The 18,072-nt window shown below is 53.0% G+C and carries 17 protein-coding genes; 13 read left to right on the top strand and 4 right to left on the bottom strand.

Translation table 11 applies throughout. The features are described 5' to 3' along the window. Nucleotides 1-218: 218 nt before the first annotated feature. From gcvT to SK32_RS15680, 4 genes are all read left to right on the top strand, one after another. Complete coding sequence (gcvT, locus tag SK32_RS15695) at nt 219-1,313, top strand: glycine cleavage system aminomethyltransferase GcvT (RefSeq protein WP_048213171.1); 1,095 nt, start codon at nt 219-221, stop codon at nt 1,311-1,313. A 25-nt stretch (nt 1,314-1,338) separates the two neighbouring features. Further along, a complete protein-coding gene (gene gcvH / locus SK32_RS15690; RefSeq protein WP_005123344.1) occupies nt 1,339-1,728 on the top strand; it encodes a glycine cleavage system protein GcvH in 390 nt (129 codons plus the stop codon). A 177-nt stretch (nt 1,729-1,905) separates the two neighbouring features. Beyond that, nucleotides 1,906-4,779, top strand: a complete 2,874-nt coding sequence (gene gcvP / locus SK32_RS15685; protein WP_048213170.1) for an aminomethyl-transferring glycine dehydrogenase — start codon at nt 1,906-1,908, stop codon at nt 4,777-4,779. Between the two features lie 61 nt (nt 4,780-4,840). Then, the gene (locus SK32_RS15680; RefSeq protein WP_048213169.1) at nt 4,841-5,584 is read left to right on the top strand and encodes an SDR family oxidoreductase; all 744 of its coding nucleotides are present in this window, start codon (nt 4,841-4,843) and stop codon (nt 5,582-5,584) included. Nucleotides 5,585-5,678: 94 nt separating this feature from the next. On the opposite strand, the gene bglA is transcribed toward SK32_RS15680, so the two are convergent. Beyond that, the gene (gene bglA, locus SK32_RS15675) at nt 5,679-7,112 is read right to left on the bottom strand and encodes a 6-phospho-beta-glucosidase BglA (RefSeq protein ID WP_048213168.1); all 1,434 of its coding nucleotides are present in this window, start codon (nt 7,110-7,112) and stop codon (nt 5,679-5,681) included. Between the two features lie 120 nt (nt 7,113-7,232). After that, entirely contained in the window at nt 7,233-7,961 is a 729-nt protein-coding gene (locus SK32_RS15670) for a MurR/RpiR family transcriptional regulator (protein ID WP_003838265.1), read from the bottom strand. 52 nt (nt 7,962-8,013) lie between these two features. Here SK32_RS15670 and yqfB point away from each other — a divergent pair, with 52 nt between their 5' ends. Together yqfB and trhA are read left to right on the top strand one after the other, a co-directional pair. Beyond that, on the top strand, nt 8,014-8,325 hold the full coding sequence (yqfB, locus tag SK32_RS15665) for a N(4)-acetylcytidine aminohydrolase (protein ID WP_048213167.1): 312 nt from the start codon (nt 8,014-8,016) through the stop codon (nt 8,323-8,325). Between the two features lie 163 nt (nt 8,326-8,488). Next, a complete protein-coding gene (trhA, locus tag SK32_RS15660) occupies nt 8,489-9,148 on the top strand; it encodes a PAQR family membrane homeostasis protein TrhA (protein WP_003026947.1) in 660 nt (219 codons plus the stop codon). A gap of 90 nt (nt 9,149-9,238) precedes the next feature. Here trhA and ygfZ read toward each other — a convergent pair whose 3' ends face one another. Further along, on the bottom strand, nt 9,239-10,219 hold the full coding sequence (gene ygfZ, locus SK32_RS15655) for a tRNA-modifying protein YgfZ (protein ID WP_048213166.1): 981 nt from the start codon (nt 10,217-10,219) through the stop codon (nt 9,239-9,241). Between the two features lie 255 nt (nt 10,220-10,474). Between ygfZ and sdhE the strand changes: the two genes are divergently transcribed. Then, nucleotides 10,475-10,741, top strand: a complete 267-nt coding sequence (gene sdhE, locus SK32_RS15650) for an FAD assembly factor SdhE (RefSeq protein ID WP_005123351.1) — start codon at nt 10,475-10,477, stop codon at nt 10,739-10,741. Beyond that, nucleotides 10,722-11,129, top strand: coding sequence for a protein YgfX (locus tag SK32_RS15645; RefSeq protein ID WP_048213165.1), 408 nt, complete (start codon nt 10,722-10,724; stop codon nt 11,127-11,129). Before sdhE ends, SK32_RS15645 begins: the two co-directional genes overlap by 20 nt. A 91-nt stretch (nt 11,130-11,220) precedes the next feature. Here SK32_RS15645 and fldB read toward each other — a convergent pair whose 3' ends face one another. Next, nucleotides 11,221-11,742 (bottom strand): flavodoxin FldB, encoded by a 522-nt coding sequence (gene fldB, locus SK32_RS15640; protein ID WP_048213164.1) that lies wholly within the window; start codon nt 11,740-11,742, stop codon nt 11,221-11,223. Between the two features lie 113 nt (nt 11,743-11,855). Between fldB and xerD the strand changes: the two genes are divergently transcribed. The 5 genes from xerD (at nt 11,856) to lysS (ending at nt 18,071) form a co-directional block, all read left to right on the top strand. After that, nucleotides 11,856-12,752, top strand: coding sequence for a site-specific tyrosine recombinase XerD (gene xerD, locus SK32_RS15635; protein ID WP_005123354.1), 897 nt, complete (start codon nt 11,856-11,858; stop codon nt 12,750-12,752). Between the two features lie 23 nt (nt 12,753-12,775). Further along, nucleotides 12,776-13,489 carry a bifunctional protein-disulfide isomerase/oxidoreductase DsbC gene (gene dsbC, locus SK32_RS15630; protein WP_048213163.1) on the top strand — a complete coding sequence of 238 codons (714 nt, stop codon included), beginning with the start codon at nt 12,776-12,778 and terminating at the stop codon, nt 13,487-13,489. Nucleotides 13,490-13,494: 5 nt separating this feature from the next. Continuing rightward, on the top strand, nt 13,495-15,228 hold the full coding sequence (gene recJ / locus SK32_RS15625; RefSeq protein WP_048213162.1) for a single-stranded-DNA-specific exonuclease RecJ: 1,734 nt from the start codon (nt 13,495-13,497) through the stop codon (nt 15,226-15,228). A 217-nt stretch (nt 15,229-15,445) separates the two neighbouring features. Beyond that, nucleotides 15,446-16,544, top strand: a protein-coding gene (prfB, locus tag SK32_RS15620) for a peptide chain release factor 2 (protein ID WP_096878465.1) whose coding sequence is annotated in 2 segments (ribosomal slippage) — nt 15,446-15,520 and nt 15,522-16,544 — 1,098 coding nt in all. Because the reading frame shifts where the segments join, the coding sequence is not laid out codon by codon here. A gap of 9 nt (nt 16,545-16,553) precedes the next feature. Beyond that, nucleotides 16,554-18,071 carry a lysine--tRNA ligase gene (gene lysS, locus SK32_RS15615; protein ID WP_003026911.1) on the top strand — a complete coding sequence of 506 codons (1,518 nt, stop codon included), beginning with the start codon at nt 16,554-16,556 and terminating at the stop codon, nt 18,069-18,071. The last annotated feature ends 1 nt before the right edge of the window (nt 18,072 follow it).

Raw genomic sequence — 18,072 nt, 5'->3', positions numbered from 1 at the left:
TTTACTGGTTTTTTATGCTGTCGTCGATCTGGTCATTTTTAGTCATAAGCTAATGTGATGGTTAATTTTGCCTTATGGTTTAGCGTCTGTTTCGGTGGTAAGTTCAGGACAAAGAGAACGTTTGCGTCGCAGCCCCTGGAGCGGCTGTGGTGCTGGGTTTCGTGGCGACAATTTCACCGCGAAAGAGTTGATAGCCCCGCTTATTCAACGAGGAAAAGATGGCTCAACAGACTCCTTTGTACGAACAACACACGCTATGTGGCGCGCGCATGGTTGATTTCCATGGCTGGATGATGCCGCTGCATTACGGCTCTCAGCTCGATGAGCACCATGCTGTCCGCACCGATGCCGGTATGTTTGATGTGTCGCATATGACCATCGTCGACCTGCGCGGTAGCCGCACCCGGGAGTTCTTGCGTTATCTGCTGGCAAACGACGTCGCGAAGCTAACGAAGACAGGCAAAGCCCTCTACTCCGGTATGCTCAACGCTTCGGGCGGCGTGATAGATGACCTGATTGTCTATTACTTCACTGAAGATTTCTTCCGCCTCGTTGTAAACTCCGCCACCCGCGAAAAAGACCTCTCCTGGATTACCCAACACGCTGAACCATACGCTATCGACATCACCGTTCGTGACGACTTGTCGCTGATCGCGGTGCAGGGACCAAACGCGCAGGCAAAAGCAGCCACCCTGTTTACTGACGAGCAACGCCATGCAGTTGAAGGTATGAAACCTTTCTTCGGCGTTCAGGCGGGTGACTTGTTTATCGCAACCACCGGTTATACCGGCGAAGCGGGATATGAAATTGCCATGCCGAATGAAAAGGCCGCGGATTTCTGGCGTGCGCTGGTCGAAGCCGGTGTTCAACCTTGCGGTCTGGGCGCGCGTGATACGCTGCGTTTAGAAGCTGGTATGAACCTGTATGGTCAGGAGATGGACGAAGGCATTTCTCCGCTGGCAGCTAACATGGGCTGGACCATCGCGTGGGAACCGGTCGATCGCGACTTTATCGGTCGGGATGCGCTGGAAATGCAGCGTGAAAAAGGCCACGAACAACTGGTCGGGCTGGTGATGACCGAGAAAGGTGTGCTGCGTAATGAACTGCCGGTGCGTTTCACCGATGCTTCCGGCAACCAGCAGGAAGGCATTATCACCAGCGGGACATTCTCCCCAACCCTGGGTTACAGCATCGCGCTGGCTCGTGTCCCTGCGGGTATCGGCGACACGGCGATTGTGCAAATTCGTAACCGCGAAATGCCAGTTAAAGTCACTAAACCTGTTTTTGTGCGTAACGGCAAAGCCGTTGCGTAATTCATCCTTTTTTGGAGATTGATTGATGAGCAACGTACCTGCAGAACTGAAATACAGCAAAGAACATGAATGGCTGCGCAAAGAAGCTGACGGTTCTTACACCGTTGGTATCACCGAACACGCCCAGGAGCTGTTAGGTGACATGGTTTTCGTTGACCTGCCCGAAGTTGGCTCAACCGTCAGCGCGGGCGATGATTGTGCCGTTGCGGAGTCCGTAAAAGCGGCATCCGATATCTATGCGCCAGTAGGTGGTGAGATTGTGGCGGTTAACGACGCGCTCAGCGACTCCCCGGAACTGGTCAACAGCGAGCCATATGCGGGTGGCTGGATTTTCAAAATCAAAGCCAGCGATGAAAGCGAAATTGAATCGCTGCTGGATGCGACCGCATATGAAGCATTGTTAGAAGACGAGTAAATACGCTTCATCCTTCACGTTGCAGGTGTGTTGGCTTCCTCGCTCACCCCAGTCACTTACTTATGTAAGCTCCTGGGGATGTGCTGCGTCGCCGCCGTCCTGCAACGCGAATTATTTTGCGTATTCAGGTAAGTAGAGACACCTACGATTCACTGCACGTTTCAGGAACCATCGCCCATGACACAGACGTTAAGCCAGCTTGAAAACAGCGGCGCTTTCATTGAACGCCACATCGGACCGGACGCCGCGCAGCAGCAAGAGATGCTGAATGCGGTTGGCGCCGAGTCGTTAAACGCGCTGATCGGCCAGATTGTGCCGAAAGACATTCAGCTCGCAACCCCGCCGCAGGTGGGCGAGGCGGCGACCGAATACGCTGCGCTGGCTGAATTAAAAGCCATCGCTGGGCGTAACAAGCGCTTCACGTCCTACATTGGCATGGGCTACACCGCCGTGCAGCTGCCACCGGTAATCCTGCGCAACATGCTGGAAAACCCGGGTTGGTACACTGCGTATACGCCGTATCAGCCAGAAGTTTCTCAGGGGCGCCTGGAAGCTCTGCTGAACTTCCAACAGGTCACACTGGATCTGACGGGGCTGGATATGGCTTCCGCTTCTCTGCTGGATGAAGCCACCGCGGCCGCTGAAGCCATGGCGATGGCCAAACGTGTCAGCAAACTGAAAAACGCCAACCGCTTCTTCGTTGCGGCTGATGTTCATCCGCAAACGCTGGACGTCGTGCGTACCCGTGCACAAACCTTTGGTTTTGACGTGATTGTTGATGACGCGGCGAAAGCACTGGATCACCAGGATGTGTTTGGCGTGCTGTTGCAGCAGGTTGGCACCACCGGTGAAGTGCATGACTACAGCAAACTGATTACCGAGCTGAAATCCCGTAAAGTTGTGGTCAGTGTCGCTGCCGACTTTATGGCGCTGGTACTGCTGACTGCTCCGGGCAAACAGGGCGCGGATATCGTTTTCGGTTCTGCACAACGCTTCGGCGTACCGATGGGTTACGGTGGCCCACACGCGGCATTCTTCGCCGCTAAAGACGAATTCAAACGCTCCATGCCAGGCCGTATTATCGGCGTCTCCAAAGATGCGGCGGGCAATACCGCACTGCGCATGGCGATGCAGACTCGTGAGCAGCATATCCGCCGCGAGAAAGCGAACTCCAACATTTGTACCTCGCAGGTCCTGCTGGCCAACATCGCCAGTCTGTATGCCGTTTATCATGGTCCGGTTGGCCTGAAACGCATTGCTAATCGCATCCACCGCCTGACTGATATCCTGGCAGCCGGTCTGCAACAGAAAGGATTGAAGCTGCGTCATGCGCATTACTTCGACACCCTGTGCGTTGAAGTAGCCGATAAGGCCGCAGTGCTGGCGCGTGCCGAAGCAGCAGAAATCAACCTGCGTAGCGATATTCATAACGCGGTAGGTATTACGCTCGATGAAACCACCACCCGTGAAAACGTGGTGCAGTTGTTCAATGTTCTGCTGGGCGACAGTCACGGCCTGAACATCGATACGCTGGATAAAGACGTGGCGCTCGACAGCCGTTCTATTCAGGAAAGCATGCTGCGTGACGATGCGATCCTCAGCCATCCGGTGTTCAACCGCTACCACAGCGAAACCGAGATGATGCGTTATATGCACTCGCTGGAGCGCAAAGATCTGGCGCTGAACCAGGCAATGATCCCGCTGGGTTCCTGCACCATGAAACTCAACGCCGCTGCCGAGATGATCCCAATCACCTGGCCTGAATTCGCTGAGCTGCATCCGTTCTGCCCGCCAGAGCAGGCTGAAGGTTATCACCAGATGATCGGCCAGCTTTCCGAGTGGCTGGTAAAACTGACCGGTTATGATGCCGTCTGCATGCAGCCGAACTCCGGCGCGCAGGGCGAGTATGCGGGTCTGCTGGCGATTCGTCATTATCACGAAAGCCGTAACGAAGGTCATCGCGATATCTGCCTGATCCCGGCCTCTGCCCACGGTACTAACCCGGCATCTGCACAGATGGCGGGTATGCAGGTCGTGGTTGTCGCCTGTGATAAGAACGGCAACATCGACCTGGACGATCTGCGAGCAAAAGCAGAACAACATGCCGACAACCTTTCTTGCATCATGGTGACCTACCCATCCACCCACGGCGTTTATGAAGAAACGATCCGTGAAGTGTGCGACGTTGTGCACCAGTTCGGCGGCCAGGTTTACCTTGATGGCGCGAACATGAACGCTCAGGTTGGGATCACCACGCCGGGCTTTATTGGCGCAGATGTCTCGCACCTCAACCTGCATAAAACCTTCTGCATTCCGCACGGCGGCGGCGGCCCAGGTATGGGACCGATCGGCGTTAAATCGCATCTGGCGCCGTTTGTACCGGGCCACAGCGTAGTGCAGATTGAAGGAATGCTGACCCGTCAGGGCGCAGTTTCTGCGGCGCCGTTCGGTAGCGCATCCATTCTGCCAATCAGTTGGATGTACATCCGTATGATGGGCGCAGAAGGTCTGAAGCAGGCAAGCCAGGTGGCGATCCTTAACGCTAACTACATTGCCAGCCGTCTGAAAGATGCTTATCCGGTACTGTATACCGGTCGCGATGGTCGCGTGGCGCATGAATGTATTCTCGACATTCGCCCACTGAAAGAAGAGACCGGCATCAGCGAACTGGATATTGCCAAGCGCCTAATCGATTACGGTTTCCATGCGCCGACCATGTCCTTCCCGGTCGCGGGTACCCTGATGGTTGAACCGACTGAATCTGAAAGCAAAGTGGAACTGGATCGCTTTATCAATGCGATGCTGGCAATCCGCGCTGAGATCGATCGCGTGAAAGCCGGTGAATGGTCACTGGAAGATAACCCGCTGGTTAACTCACCGCACACGCAAAACGAGCTGGTAGCGGAGTGGAACCACGGTTATAGCCGCGAAATCGCCGTCTTCCCGGCGGGTGTGGCGAACAAATACTGGCCAACCGTGAAACGCCTTGATGATGTTTACGGTGACCGTAACCTGTTCTGCTCCTGCGTACCGATGAGCGAATATCAGTAATCTGCTGATTCAACTATCTTTTAAAGGCGCTTCGGCGCCTTTATTTTTTGGGAGAAACGTTATGGCTATAGCATTGGTGACGGGCGGCAGTCGTGGCATTGGTCGAGCAACCGCGCTGCAACTGGCGCAAGAGGGTTACACGGTCGCCGTGAATTTTCATCACAATATTCGTGCGGCAACCGAGGTGGTGAACTACATCATCGCTGCAGGCGGTAAAGCAATTGCTTTGCGTGCGGATATCAGTGATGAAAGCCAGGTGGTGGCAATGTTTGAGTCTATTGACCGTGAAGGCGAGCCGCTGACTGCCCTGGTGAATAATGCCGGGATCTTGTTTGAGCAAAGCACGGTCGAAAACTTAACCGCCGAACGCATTAATCGCGTTCTGGCGACCAATGTTACCGGCTATTTTCTGTGCTGTCGGGAAGCGTTAAAGCGCATGTCGTTCAAGCACGGCGGTCAGGGCGGGGCGATTGTGAATGTCTCTTCAGCGGCCTCACGGCTTGGCGCCCCTTTCGAGTATGTTGATTATGCCGCCTCAAAAGGCGCGGTGGACACGCTCACCACCGGCCTGGCGCTGGAGGTTGCGGCGCAGGGTATCCGCGTGAACGGTGTGCGACCGGGTCTGATCTACACTGAAATGCACGCATCAGGCGGCGAGCCGGGAAGGGTCGATCGCGTGAAATCTATGTTGCCTATGCAGCGTGGCGGGCAACCGGAAGAAGTCGCGCAGGCAATTACCTGGCTACTGAGCGAGAAGGCATCTTACGTAACGGGCAGTTTTCTGGAACTGGCGGGCGGGAAGTAGGGATTTAATTGCCGGATAGCGCTGCGTTTATCCAGCCTACGGGTGTATAACCTGTAGGCTGGATAAGGCGTTTACGCCGCCATCCGGCAAAAAATTACAGATTCTCGCCGTTGCTGGCAATCACCTCTTTGTACCAGTCAAAACTCTTCTTCCGTGAACGTGACATATCGCCGGTGCCGTCGTCATGTTTGTTCACGTAGATAAAGCCGTAACGTTTGCTGTACTGACCGGTGGTAAACGATACGCAGTCGATGCAGCCCCATGGCGTGTAGCCCATCAGGTCTACGCCATCATAGGTTACCGCTTTCATCATTTCTTCGATGTGGGTGCGCAGATAGTCGATGCGATAGTCGTCGTTGATGCTGCCGTCTTCTTCTACTTTGTCGTAAGCGCCAAACCCGTTTTCAACGATAAACAGCGGCTTCTGGTAGCGTTCATACAGCTCACATAAGGCATAGCGCAGACCGACGGGGTCAATCTGCCAGCCCCAGTCGGATGCTTTGACGTGCGGGTTCGGTACGCTACCCTCAAAGCCGGAAATCGCATCACCGCTGCCACCTTCCGCTTTAACGGCGTTGGTCATGTAGTAGCTGAAACCGAGATAGTCACAGGTGCCTTCGCGCAGGATTTGCTCGTCGCCGTCTTCCATCCTGATGTTAAATTCACGGCGTTCCCATTCGTTTAGCACATAAGACGGGTAGTAACCGCGCAGTTGAACATCGGTGAAAACGTAACGCTCACGCATCGATTCCTGCGCGAACATCACATCCTCAGGCTTACAGGAGAACGGGTACAGTGGCACCATCGCCAGCATGCAGCCGACTTTCATTTCCGGGTTGATGCGACGTGCGGCTTTTACCGCCAGTGCACTGGCGACAAACTGGTGATGCAACACCTGGTACATGGTCTCTTCCGGGTTTTCATGTTCGGTATACACCACGCCCGAGCAGCAATAGCCAAACAGCGGCGCGCGCCAGTTACGCTGGTTGTTGATTTCATTGAAGGTCATCCAGTATTTGACCTTGTGCTTGTAGCGCTCAAAAACGACTTCAGCAAAACGGACAAAGAAATCGACGACTTTACGATTGGTCCAGCTACCATACTGTTGAACCAAATGCAGTGGCATTTCGAAGTGGGAAAGGGTGATGACCGGTTCAATGTTGTACTTCAGCAGTTCATCAAACATGTCGTCGTAGAATTTTAACCCTTCTTCATTTGGCTGGGTTTCGTCCCCTTTCGGGAAGATGCGGGTCCAGGCAATTGACGTACGGAAGCATTTGAAGCCCATCTCGGCAAACAGCTTAATGTCTTCTTTATAATGACCGTAAAAATCGACAGCTTCGTGGTTAGGATAGTATTTACCCGGTACGACATCCTGAGTAATTTCTCGCGGAACGCCGTGTGCCCCACCGGTCAGGACGTCGCAAATGCTGGGGCCTTTGCCACCTTTGTTCCAGCCGCCTTCAACCTGATGCGCCGCCACCGCGCCGCCCCATAAAAAATCGTTTGGTAAGGTAAGTTTTTTCATCTGCGCTCAGTCTCAAGTTAATACAATCTGATTTTGAGTCTAACAAAGGAAAGATAAATGTCACGATATAACAAAATAGCGTAAATGTGATTTGTTACATCAAAAAAACAGATTGTTTTTTTACGCTATTCTTTTCGCCAGCTTGCGACCGAGTGATTCCAGAATATAAATAACGGGGATCTGCGTGGTTATATCGTATACCCCGGCAATACGTGTTTGTGGAACATGCCAGGAGAGATTAAAGTCGGCGAGTTTCGCCAGGCGAGAGTGTTCATGACTGGTGACAGACAGAACCTTACAGTTATGCAGACTGAACTGGCTGGCAAAGCGCAGGATCTCTTCTGTTTCACCAGAAACGGAAAGCACGATCGCCAGCGCGTTTCTGGCCATGTCGTTAGTTACCGGGAAATAAGGATCGTCAATGTGATTACTGAATTTACCGACGTTTGAGAAAAAACGTGCGCCATATTTTGCCAGCGCTCCAGACGTTCCCGCTCCGACGAATATAATACGTTCGGACGATAATATAATATCAACAGCCTGATCGAGCAGTTTATCGAACTCGTCGTTATTGACGCCTTTAAAGAAACTGATAATTTCGCTGGCACCGAAATTAGCCTGTTGCGGTTCATTCTGCTCTAAATATAATTTGAAGCGCACGCGAAATTCTGAGTAACCTTCACATTTAAGCTTGCGGCAAAAGCGCAGTACGGTGGTGGTGGAAACGCCCACGGCATCAGCCAGTTCGCGAATGGTCATGTACATGACTTTGTCACGGTTTTTGATGACATAGTTGTAGACCAGCATCTCAAGATTGTTGAGACTGGCGATGGCAGCGTGGGAGAACATACTCACAATGGCAAAACTCACTCATCAGACTTTATCTACAGGGAATAATAACATGCAGCCAAATGACATCACTTTTTTTCAGCGTTTCCAGGATGACATTCTGGCCGGACGCAAAACCATCACCATTCGTGACGAGTCCGAATCACACTTTAAAGCCGGGGACATTCTACGGGTTGGACGCTTTGAAGATGAGGGCTACTTCTGCACGATTGAAGTTGTCGGCACCTCAACGGTTACGCTGGATACGCTAACGGAAAAACATGCCCAGCAGGAAAACATGGCGCTCGATGAGCTTAAACAGGTGATCGCCGAGATTTACCCGGATCAAACGCAATTTTATGTGATTGATTTTAAATGCCTTTAACTTTACAGGTACAGCTGTTAGCTGAAATATAAAATGCAATTATATGATTTTTATTAATTATTTATTATTTGATAAATATTTTAGCTAACATGTGTTCACTGGAACCATTCTCAGTTACGCTAGAGGCGCAATAACGAAAGTGTTCGTTTCTGGGGAGTAACTTATGGTTCAGAAGCCATTAATCGCGCAGGGATATTCGCTGGCAGAGGAAATAGCCAATAGCATCAGTCACGGTATCGGGCTGGTGTTTGGGATTGTCGGACTGGTGTTGTTACTGGTTCAGGCAGTGGATACCAACGCCAGCGCCATGGCTATTACCAGCTATAGCCTGTACGGCGGTAGCATGATCCTGCTGTTCCTTGCCTCAACCTTGTATCATGCGATCCCCCATCAGAGAGCGAAAGTCTGGCTGAAAAAATTCGACCACTGCGCGATTTATCTGCTGATTGCCGGGACCTACACGCCATTTCTGCTGGTGGGGCTGGATTCGCCGCTGGCACGCGGACTGATGATTGTTATCTGGAGCCTGGCGCTAATCGGTATTTTATTCAAACTGACTATTGCGCACCGCTTTAAGGTTCTGTCGCTGGTGACCTACCTGACAATGGGCTGGCTATCGCTGATAGTGGTGTATCAACTGGCGGTTAAGCTGGCGGCGGGTGGTGTGACGTTGCTGGCCGTTGGCGGCGTCGTGTATTCGCTGGGCGTTATTTTCTACGTCTGTAAGCGCATTCCTTACAACCACGCGATCTGGCATGGCTTTGTGCTGGGTGGCAGCGTTTGCCACTTCCTGGCAATCTATCTGTACGTTGGTCAGGCTTAACCCTTGATGCCGGATGGCGGCTAGCGCCTTATCCGGCCTACAAAATGTGCCTGTAGGCCGGATAAGCGTGCGCTATCCGGCGTTAATCTTTTACTCTTCCAGCGAATACGGCAGCGGTACGATATGCAGCGTTTTTGCATCGTCGCGAACGCGGAACACGCTGTCGGCTTCCATGTCGTTATTCATCACAACCTGCACCAGCACTTGTCCATCAGCCAGCTGTACCGCGGCGAGTACGGTGCCGGTACGACGCCAGTTCTCGCCCATTTTCAGCTCCAGGTCTTCACCCGCTTCCGGTACCCGACTGGCCGCTCCTGCCAGAGTCCACATGGCGCGTTTATTGGCGCCGCGGAATTTTGCACGAGCAACCATTTCCTGACCGGTATAGCAGCCTTTTTTAAAGCTGATACCGCCCAATGCCTGCAGATTGGTGGCCTGCGGAATAAACTGTGCGCTGTTGGCAGTATCAATAACCGGAATACCCGCTTCGATATCCAGCGCCAGCCACTGTTGGCTGTTATTCAATTCTGCTTCGCCACGCAGTTTCTCCGCAATCATCTCAGCTGTTGCGACATCAACGATCAGCAGGAAGCGTTCAGATGGATGCTCGAACCACAGCAGGGCGGAAGCGCCGTGGGTAACGACCTGCTTATCGCTGGTTGGCAGTTCGCTAAAGAGATTGGCTAGCGCCGCGCGCGCCTGGAAGCCCGCTACGCCCAGCAGGACGCGCTCGTCATCCGGGGCAATCACGACCTTCGAGAAGACGGCGTATTTTTTCAGTTCGGTCAATTGGGCATCACGCAGGCTACGGCGTTCAAGCCAGGCAAAACCATCAGCCTGACGGAAGAGACGCAGGTTGCTCCACATTTTACCTTTGGCATCGCAGTGAGCTGCCAGCAGGTGTTGCTGTTCGGTCATTTGGCTGACATCAGCGGTGACCTGGCCCTGGATGTACTTTTCACTGTCGACGCCGGTAATGGTGGCGAGAGCCCAGTCGTCGAGCGTCATTAGCGTCAGAGGCAAACGTGCCGACGCACACGGCTGGCGAGGAGGAAACGATGTAAAAGCCATAATAATGTCCTGATTTGCTTAACGCGGTAATAATGACTAATGGTAAAAGAGCTATAGGCTATTGCAAGCGGTTTAAACATCCTGTTTGTGCCTTATATTAAGCTTTGCGAGGAGACATCCAAAAAAGTGAACCCTTTGACTTAATGTGGTTTTATTTAGCGATCGCGCTTCCGTTTACTGATATTCCCGTAAAAGAGCGTGAAAAACACGTTACAATAGCCGGATACTTCGTTTTCGCGAGACAGGGAAAAGAACATGGATATTAACAACAAAGCACGTATTCATTGGGCATGCCGCCGCGGTATGCGTGAACTGGACATCTCTATCATGCCGTTTTTCGAACATGAGTATGACAACTTAAGTGACGAAGAAAAACGCATCTTTATCCGTCTGCTGGAATGTGATGATCCAGACTTATTTAACTGGTTGATGAATCATGGGAAACCGGCTGATGAGCAGTTGGAGCAGATGGTGCGACTCATCCAGACACGGAATCGGGAACGTGGTCCAGTGGCAATCTGATTTACGCGTTTCATGGCGCGCACAGTGGCTCTCTCTGCTCATTCATGGGCTGGTTGCGGTATTCATTTTATTGATGCCCTGGCCATTGAGCTACACCCCATTATGGTTGGTGCTGCTCTCTCTGGTGGTGTTTGATAGCGTACGCAGTCAGCGTCGCATTAACGCTTGTCAGGGAGAGATTAGACTGTTAATGGACGGTCGCCTGCGCTGGCAGGGGCAAGAGTGGTCTATCGTTTGTGCACCCTGGATGATTAAAACGGGCATGATGCTGCGTTTGCGTTCAGATGCGGGAAAACGTCAGCATTTGTGGCTGGCAGCGGACAGCATGGATGACGCTGAGTGGCGGGATTTGCGGCGGTTAATGCTGCAACAGGTAAAGCAGGGTTAACGCCGGCGAATGACTGATGGCGAGCAGCTACGGTTTAGCGCGCTATGTAAGCCGGAGAAGGCATTCACGCCGTCATCCGGCAAACTGGCTATCAGGACCAGTGTTCGGCCATTTCACCGAGAATTTGCTCACACCATGCCTGGATACGTTCATCGCTGAGGTCGTACTGGTTCGTTTCATCCAGAGCTAAACCGACAAACAACTGCCCATCGGCAATCACGGGTTTATCACTGGTGAATTCATAACCTTCTGTTGGCCAGTAACCGACAAACTTAACGCCTTTGGTGACCAGTTTATCATGCAGCATACCCAGTGCATCAAGGAACCACTCACCGTACCCCAGTTGATCGCCCATGCCGTAAAGCGCGACAATCTTGCCTTCCAGGTTGAGGTTGTCCAGTTGATCCCAGACCGCTTCCCAGTCTTCCTGAATTTCACCGAAATCCCAGGTTGGAATACCCAAAATGAGCACGTCATACTGCTCCATTAGAGCCGGGGAATCATCCTTGAGATTGTGCAGTGTCACCAGTTCGGGACCCAGGATATCGCGGATTTTTTCTGCTGCCATTTCGGTGTAGCAGGTGCTGGAACCGTAAAAAAGACCCATGTTCATGACGTAAACATCTCAATTCTGCTGTAGCGTTGCGGGTAGTGTAACAGAATCGCCGCAATCCCGGCACAATGAGGCATAATGCATCAAAAATGAGAGTGGAATAAGGGGCGCGAGTGGAACAGGATCTGGCGCGCATCGAGCAGTTTCTTGATGCACTGTGGCTGGAACGAAATCTGGCAGAGAACACGTTAAGTGCGTATCGTCGCGATCTGACAATGCTTGTTGAATGGTTGCACCATCGTGGCATTTCACTGGCGACGGCGCAGAGCGATGATTTGCAGGCATTGCTGGCTGAGCGGATGGATGGTGGGTATAAAGCCACCAGTTCAGCTCGTTTGCTCAGTGCCATGCGGCGTTTTTTTCAGCATCTTTACGGCGAAAAATTTCGCGAAGACGATCCAAGCGCCTCGCTTGCTTCACCTAAACTTCCGCAGCGTTTGCCAAAAGATCTCAGCGAAGCGCAGGTAGAACGGCTGCTGCAGGCCCCGCTTATTGACCAACCGCTTGAGCTACGCGACAAAGCGATGCTGGAGGTTTTGTACGCTACGGGGTTGCGCGTATCAGAGTTGGTGGGGCTGACGATGAGCGATATTAGTCTGCGCCAGGGCGTTGTGCGGGTGATTGGTAAAGGCAACAAAGAGCGGCTTGTGCCGTTGGGCGAAGAAGCCGTGTACTGGCTGGAAACATACCTGGAACACGGTCGTCCGTGGTTGCTCAACGGCGTATCGATTGACGTACTGTTTCCCAGCCAGCGTGCGCAGCAGATGACCCGTCAGACTTTCTGGCATCGTATTAAACACTATGCTGTGTTAGCAGGGATCGACAGCGAGAAACTGTCACCGCACGTATTGCGGCATGCTTTTGCCACACATCTGCTCAATCACGGCGCTGACCTGCGCGTGGTGCAGATGCTGCTGGGGCATAGCGATCTCTCGACTACGCAGATTTATACACATGTCGCAACGGAGCGCTTGCGTCAACTACATCAACAGCATCACCCACGAGCGTGAGTGCTGACAGTAAAGGATAGGTTATGAAGAAACGTTTTATGATGCTCACCCTGTTGGCTACAGCGTTTTCAGGCATGGTGCATGCAGACGATGCAGCTATTCGCCAGTCATTAGCGAAGCTGGGCGTGCAGAGCACCGAAATTCAACCTGCTCCGGTTGCGGGCATGAAAACCGTACTGACCAATAGCGGTGTGCTGTACGTGACTGAAGACGGCAAGCATATTATTCAGGGGCCGATGTATGACGTAAGTGGCGCAAGTCCGGTAAATGTCACTAATCAACTGCTGATGAAGCATCTGAATGCGCTGGAAAAAGAGATGATCGTCTACAAAGCGCCGCAGGAAAAACACGTCATCACCGTTTTCACCGACATCACCTGTGGTTACTGCCACAAGTTGCATGAAGAGATGAAAGACTACAATGCGTTAGGGATCACCGTCCGTTATCTGGCCTTCCCTCGACAGGGGCTGGAAAGCCAGGCCGAGCAGGACATGAAGTCAATCTGGTGTGCAAAAGATAAAAACAAAGCCTTTGACGATGCAATGGCGGGCAAGAGCGTGAAAGCGGCGACCTGTGATGTGGATATCGCGAATCATTACGCGCTGGGCGTGCAGTTTGGCGTCAGTGGCACACCGGCGATTGTCCTGAGCAACGGCTATGTTGTTCCGGGCTATCAGGGGCCGAAAGAGATGAAAGAATTCCTCGACGCACACGAAAAACAGACCAGCGGTAAATAATTCGCGTGAAACAACAGATACAACTTCGTCGGCGTGAAGCCGACGAGACCGCCGAGCTACCAGCCGACTTGCCGCCGCTGCTGCGTCGTTTGTACGCCAGTCGCGGCGTGCGCAGCGCGCAGGAGCTTGAGCGTAGCGTGAAAGGCATGCTGCCGTGGCAGCATTTGAACGGCGTCGAAAAAGCGGTTGAGATCCTCTATAACGCCTTTCGCGAAGGAACCCGCATCATTGTGGTGGGGGATTTCGATGCCGATGGTGCGACCAGCACGGCGCTGAGCATCCTGGCAATGCGTGCGTTGGGCTGCAGCAACGTTGACTACCTGGTGCCTAATCGTTTTGAAGACGGCTATGGTTTAAGCCCGGAAGTCGTGGATCAGGCCCATGCCCGGGGCGCTCAGCTAATTGTCACCGTAGACAACGGCATCTCGTCTCACGCGGGAGTCGAACATGCCCGAACGTTGGGGATCCCGGTCGTTGTGACCGATCACCACCTGCCCGGTGACACGCTGCCGGGCGCAGAGGCTATCATCAACCCTAACCTGCCCGACTGTGAATTCCCGTCGAAATCGCTGGCAGGCGTTGGTGTGGCCTTCTACCTGATGCTGGCGCTGCGCACCTTTTTGCGTGATAAAGGCTGGTTTGATGAACGTGGTATCGCGCCGCCGAACCTGGCAGATTTGCTCGATCTGGTTGCTTTGGGCACAGTAGCAGACGTGGTGCCGCTGGATGCCAATAACCGTATCCTGACGTGGCAAGGTTTAAGCCGCATTCGTGCTGGAAAGTGCCGCCCTGGCATTAAGGCGCTACTGGAGATTTCCAATCGTGACCCGCTCAAACTGGCCGCCAGTGATTTAGGTTTTGCGCTTGGCCCTCGGCTGAACGCGGCAGGTCGTCTGGATGATATGTCCGTCGGCGTGGCGCTGCTACTGTGTGACAACATTGGTGAAGCGCGCGTGCTGGCCAATGAGCTGGACGCGCTAAACCAGACACGAAAAGAGATTGAACAGGGGATGCAGGCAGAAGCACTGACCCTGTGTGAAAAGCTGGAACGCAGTAGTGACACACTCCCAGGCGGCCTGGCAATGTACCACCCAGAGTGGCATCAGGGCGTGGTGGGGATTCTGGCGTCGCGCATCAAAGAGCGCTTCCATCGTCCGGTGATTGCGTTTGCGCCTGCCGGTGACGGTACGCTGAAAGGCTCCGGACGTTCGATCCAGGGACTGCATATGCGTGATGTGCTGGAGCGTCTGGATACGCTTTATCCCGGCATGATCATTAAGTTTGGTGGACATGCGATGGCAGCAGGTCTGTCGCTGGAAGAAGCGCAGTTTGAGCGTTTCCAGCAGCGTTTCGGCGAACTGGTAACCGAGTGGCTGGATCCCGCCTTACTGCAGGGTGAAGTGGTATCAGATGGCGCTCTGAGCGCAGCGGAGATGACCATGGAGGTCGCGCAAATGCTGCGCGATGCCGGCCCGTGGGGACAAATGTTCCCGGAGCCGCTGTTTGACGGGCATTTCCGCCTGCTTCAGCAGCGCCTGGTCGGTGAGCGTCATCTGAAGGTGATGGTGGAGCCTGTTGGCGGCGGCCCACTGCTGGACGGAATTGCGTTTAATGTCGATACCACATGCTGGCCGGATAACGGTGTTCGCGAAGTTCAGCTTGCCTACAAACTGGATATTAACGAGTTTCGCGGCAACCGCAGCCTGCAGATTATAATCGATAATATCTGGCCACTTTAGCGTCACAATACACATAATCATTCAAGCTGCATCGAGGCGGAAAGTGAATGAGTCCCCAGGAGCGTACAACGAGTACGTGACTGGGGTGAATTCGCGCAGCCAACAAAGAGTCAGCTTGAAGGATGACGTGTATATTCGCTATAAAAAAGGGTGTGGATTGGTTACAATCCCGCTCTTATAACCGCATTTTGACTCGTTCAATAAAAGAAATCAGACCATGTTTGAAATTAATCCGGTAAATAACCGCATTCAGGACCTCACGGAACGCTCAGACGTTCTTAGGGGGTATCTTTGACTATGATGCCAAGAAAGAGCGTCTGGAAGAAGTAAACGCCGAGCTGGAACAGCCGGACGTGTGGAACGAACCCGAACGTGCACAGGCGCTGGGTAAAGAACGTTCTTCCCTTGAGGCCATCGTTGATACGCTCGATCAGATGAGCCAGGGCCTGGAAGATGTCTCCGGCCTGTTGGAACTGGCTGTAGAAGCCGACGACGAAGAAACCTTTAACGAAGCCGTAGCAGAACTCGATACGCTGGAAGATAAGCTGGCACAGCTGGAGTTCCGTCGTATGTTCTCCGGTGAATATGACAGCGCAGATTGCTATCTCGATATCCAGGCTGGCTCCGGCGGTACCGAAGCGCAGGATTGGGCCAGCATGCTGATGCGTATGTATCTGCGTTGGGCTGAAGCGCGCGGCTTTAAGACCGAAATTATTGAAGAGTCTGAAGGTGAAGTGGCGGGTATTAAATCCGTGACCATCAGAATCGCTGGCGAGTATGCTTACGGTTGGCTGCGTACTGAAACCGGTGTACACCGCCTGGTACGTAAAAGCCCGTTCGATTCCGGCGGCCGTCGCCATACGTCGTTCAGTTCGGCGTTTGTCTACCCGGAAGTTGACGATGATATCGATATCGATATCAACCCAGCGGATCTGCGTATTGACGTTTACCGTGCCTCGGGTGCGGGCGGTCAGCACGTTAACCGTACAGAATCTGCGGTGCGTATCACTCACATCCCGACCGGGATTGTGACGCAGTGCCAGAACGACCGTTCCCAGCACAAGAACAAAGACCAGGCCATGAAGCAGATGAAAGCGAAGCTTTATGAACTGGAAATGCAGAAGAAGAATGCCGAGAAACAGGCGATGGAAGACACCAAGTCAGATATCGGCTGGGGTAGCCAGATTCGTTCTTATGTCCTTGATGACTCCCGCATTAAAGATCTGCGTACCGGGGTTGAAACCCGTAACACGCAGGCAGTGCTGGATGGCAGCCTGGATCAATTTATCGAAGCAAGTTTGAAAGCAGGGTTATGAGGAACCAACATGTCTGAACAACACGTACAGGGCGCTGACGCGGTAGCCGACCTTAACAATGAACTGAAAACGCGTCGTGAGAAGCTGGCGAGCCTGCGTGAGCAGGGGATCCCGTTCCCGAACGATTTCCGTCGCGATCATACCTCAGACCAACTGCATGCTGACTTCGACGCAAAAGAAAACGAAGAGCTGGAAGCGCTGAACATTGAGGTATCCGTTGCTGGCCGTATGATGACCCGTCGTATTATGGGTAAAGCATCATTCGTTACGCTGCAGGACGTTGGCGGCCGTATTCAGCTGTACGTTGCTCGCGACGACCTGCCGGAAGGCGTCTACAATGAGCAGTTCAAAAAATGGGATCTGGGCGATATCCTCGGCGCGAAAGGTAAGTTGTTCAAGACCAAGACCGGTGAGCTGTCTATCCACTGCACCGAACTGCGTTTGCTGACCAAAGCGCTGCGCCCGCTGCCGGACAAATTCCACGGCCTGCAGGATCAGGAAGCGCGTTACCGTCAACGTTACCTGGATCTCATCTCTAACGATGAATCCCGCAATACCTTTAAAGTGCGTTCACAGATTATGGCTGGCATCCGTCAGTTCATGGTTGCTCGCGGCTTTATGGAAGTAGAAACCCCGATGATGCAGGTGATCCCAGGCGGTGCGGCAGCGCGTCCGTTTATCACCCATCATAACGCGCTGGATCTGGACATGTACCTGCGTATCGCGCCGGAACTTTACCTCAAGCGTCTGGTGGTTGGCGGCTTCGAACGCGTATTCGAAATTAACCGTAACTTCCGTAACGAAGGCATCTCTGTTCGCCATAACCCAGAGTTCACCATGATGGAACTCTACATGGCTTATGCGGACTACAAAGATCTGATCGAACTGACCGAATCTCTGTTCCGTACGTTGGCGCAGAACGTTCTGGGAACGACTGAAGTGCCTTACGGTGAAGAAGTCTTCGACTTCGGTAAGCCGTTCGAAAAACTGACCATGCGCGAAGCGATTCAGAAATACCGTCCGGAAACCAACATGGCCGATCTGGATAACTTCGACTCTGCAAAAGCGATTGCTGAATCTATCGGCATCAAAGTTGAGAAGAGCTGGGGTCTGGGTCGTATCGTGACCGAGATCTTTGAAGAAGTTGCAGAAGCGCACCTGATTCAACCGACCTTCATTACCGAGTACCCGGCAGAAGTTTCTCCGCTGGCGCGTCGTAATGACGAAAACCCGGAAATCACCGATCGCTTCGAATTCTTCATCGGCGGACGTGAAATCGGTAACGGGTTCAGCGAGCTGAACGATGCCGAAGATCAGGCGCAGCGTTTCCAGGATCAGGTTAACGCTAAAGATGCGGGTGATGACGAAGCGATGTTCTACGACGAAGACTACGTTACCGCTCTGGAACACGGTCTGCCGCCGACTGCGGGTCTGGGTATTGGTATCGACCGTATGGTTATGCTGTTCACCAACAGCCACACCATCCGCGACGTGATCCTGTTCCCGGCAATGCGTCCGGTTAAGTAAG

Source organism: Citrobacter sp. MGH100 (assembly GCF_001034465.1).
In the GTDB taxonomy this organism is placed as follows: domain Bacteria; phylum Pseudomonadota; class Gammaproteobacteria; order Enterobacterales; family Enterobacteriaceae; genus Citrobacter; species Citrobacter youngae.
The sequence above is the reverse complement of the archived record's forward strand: the minus strand, read 5'-3'. Positions and strand labels throughout refer to the sequence as shown.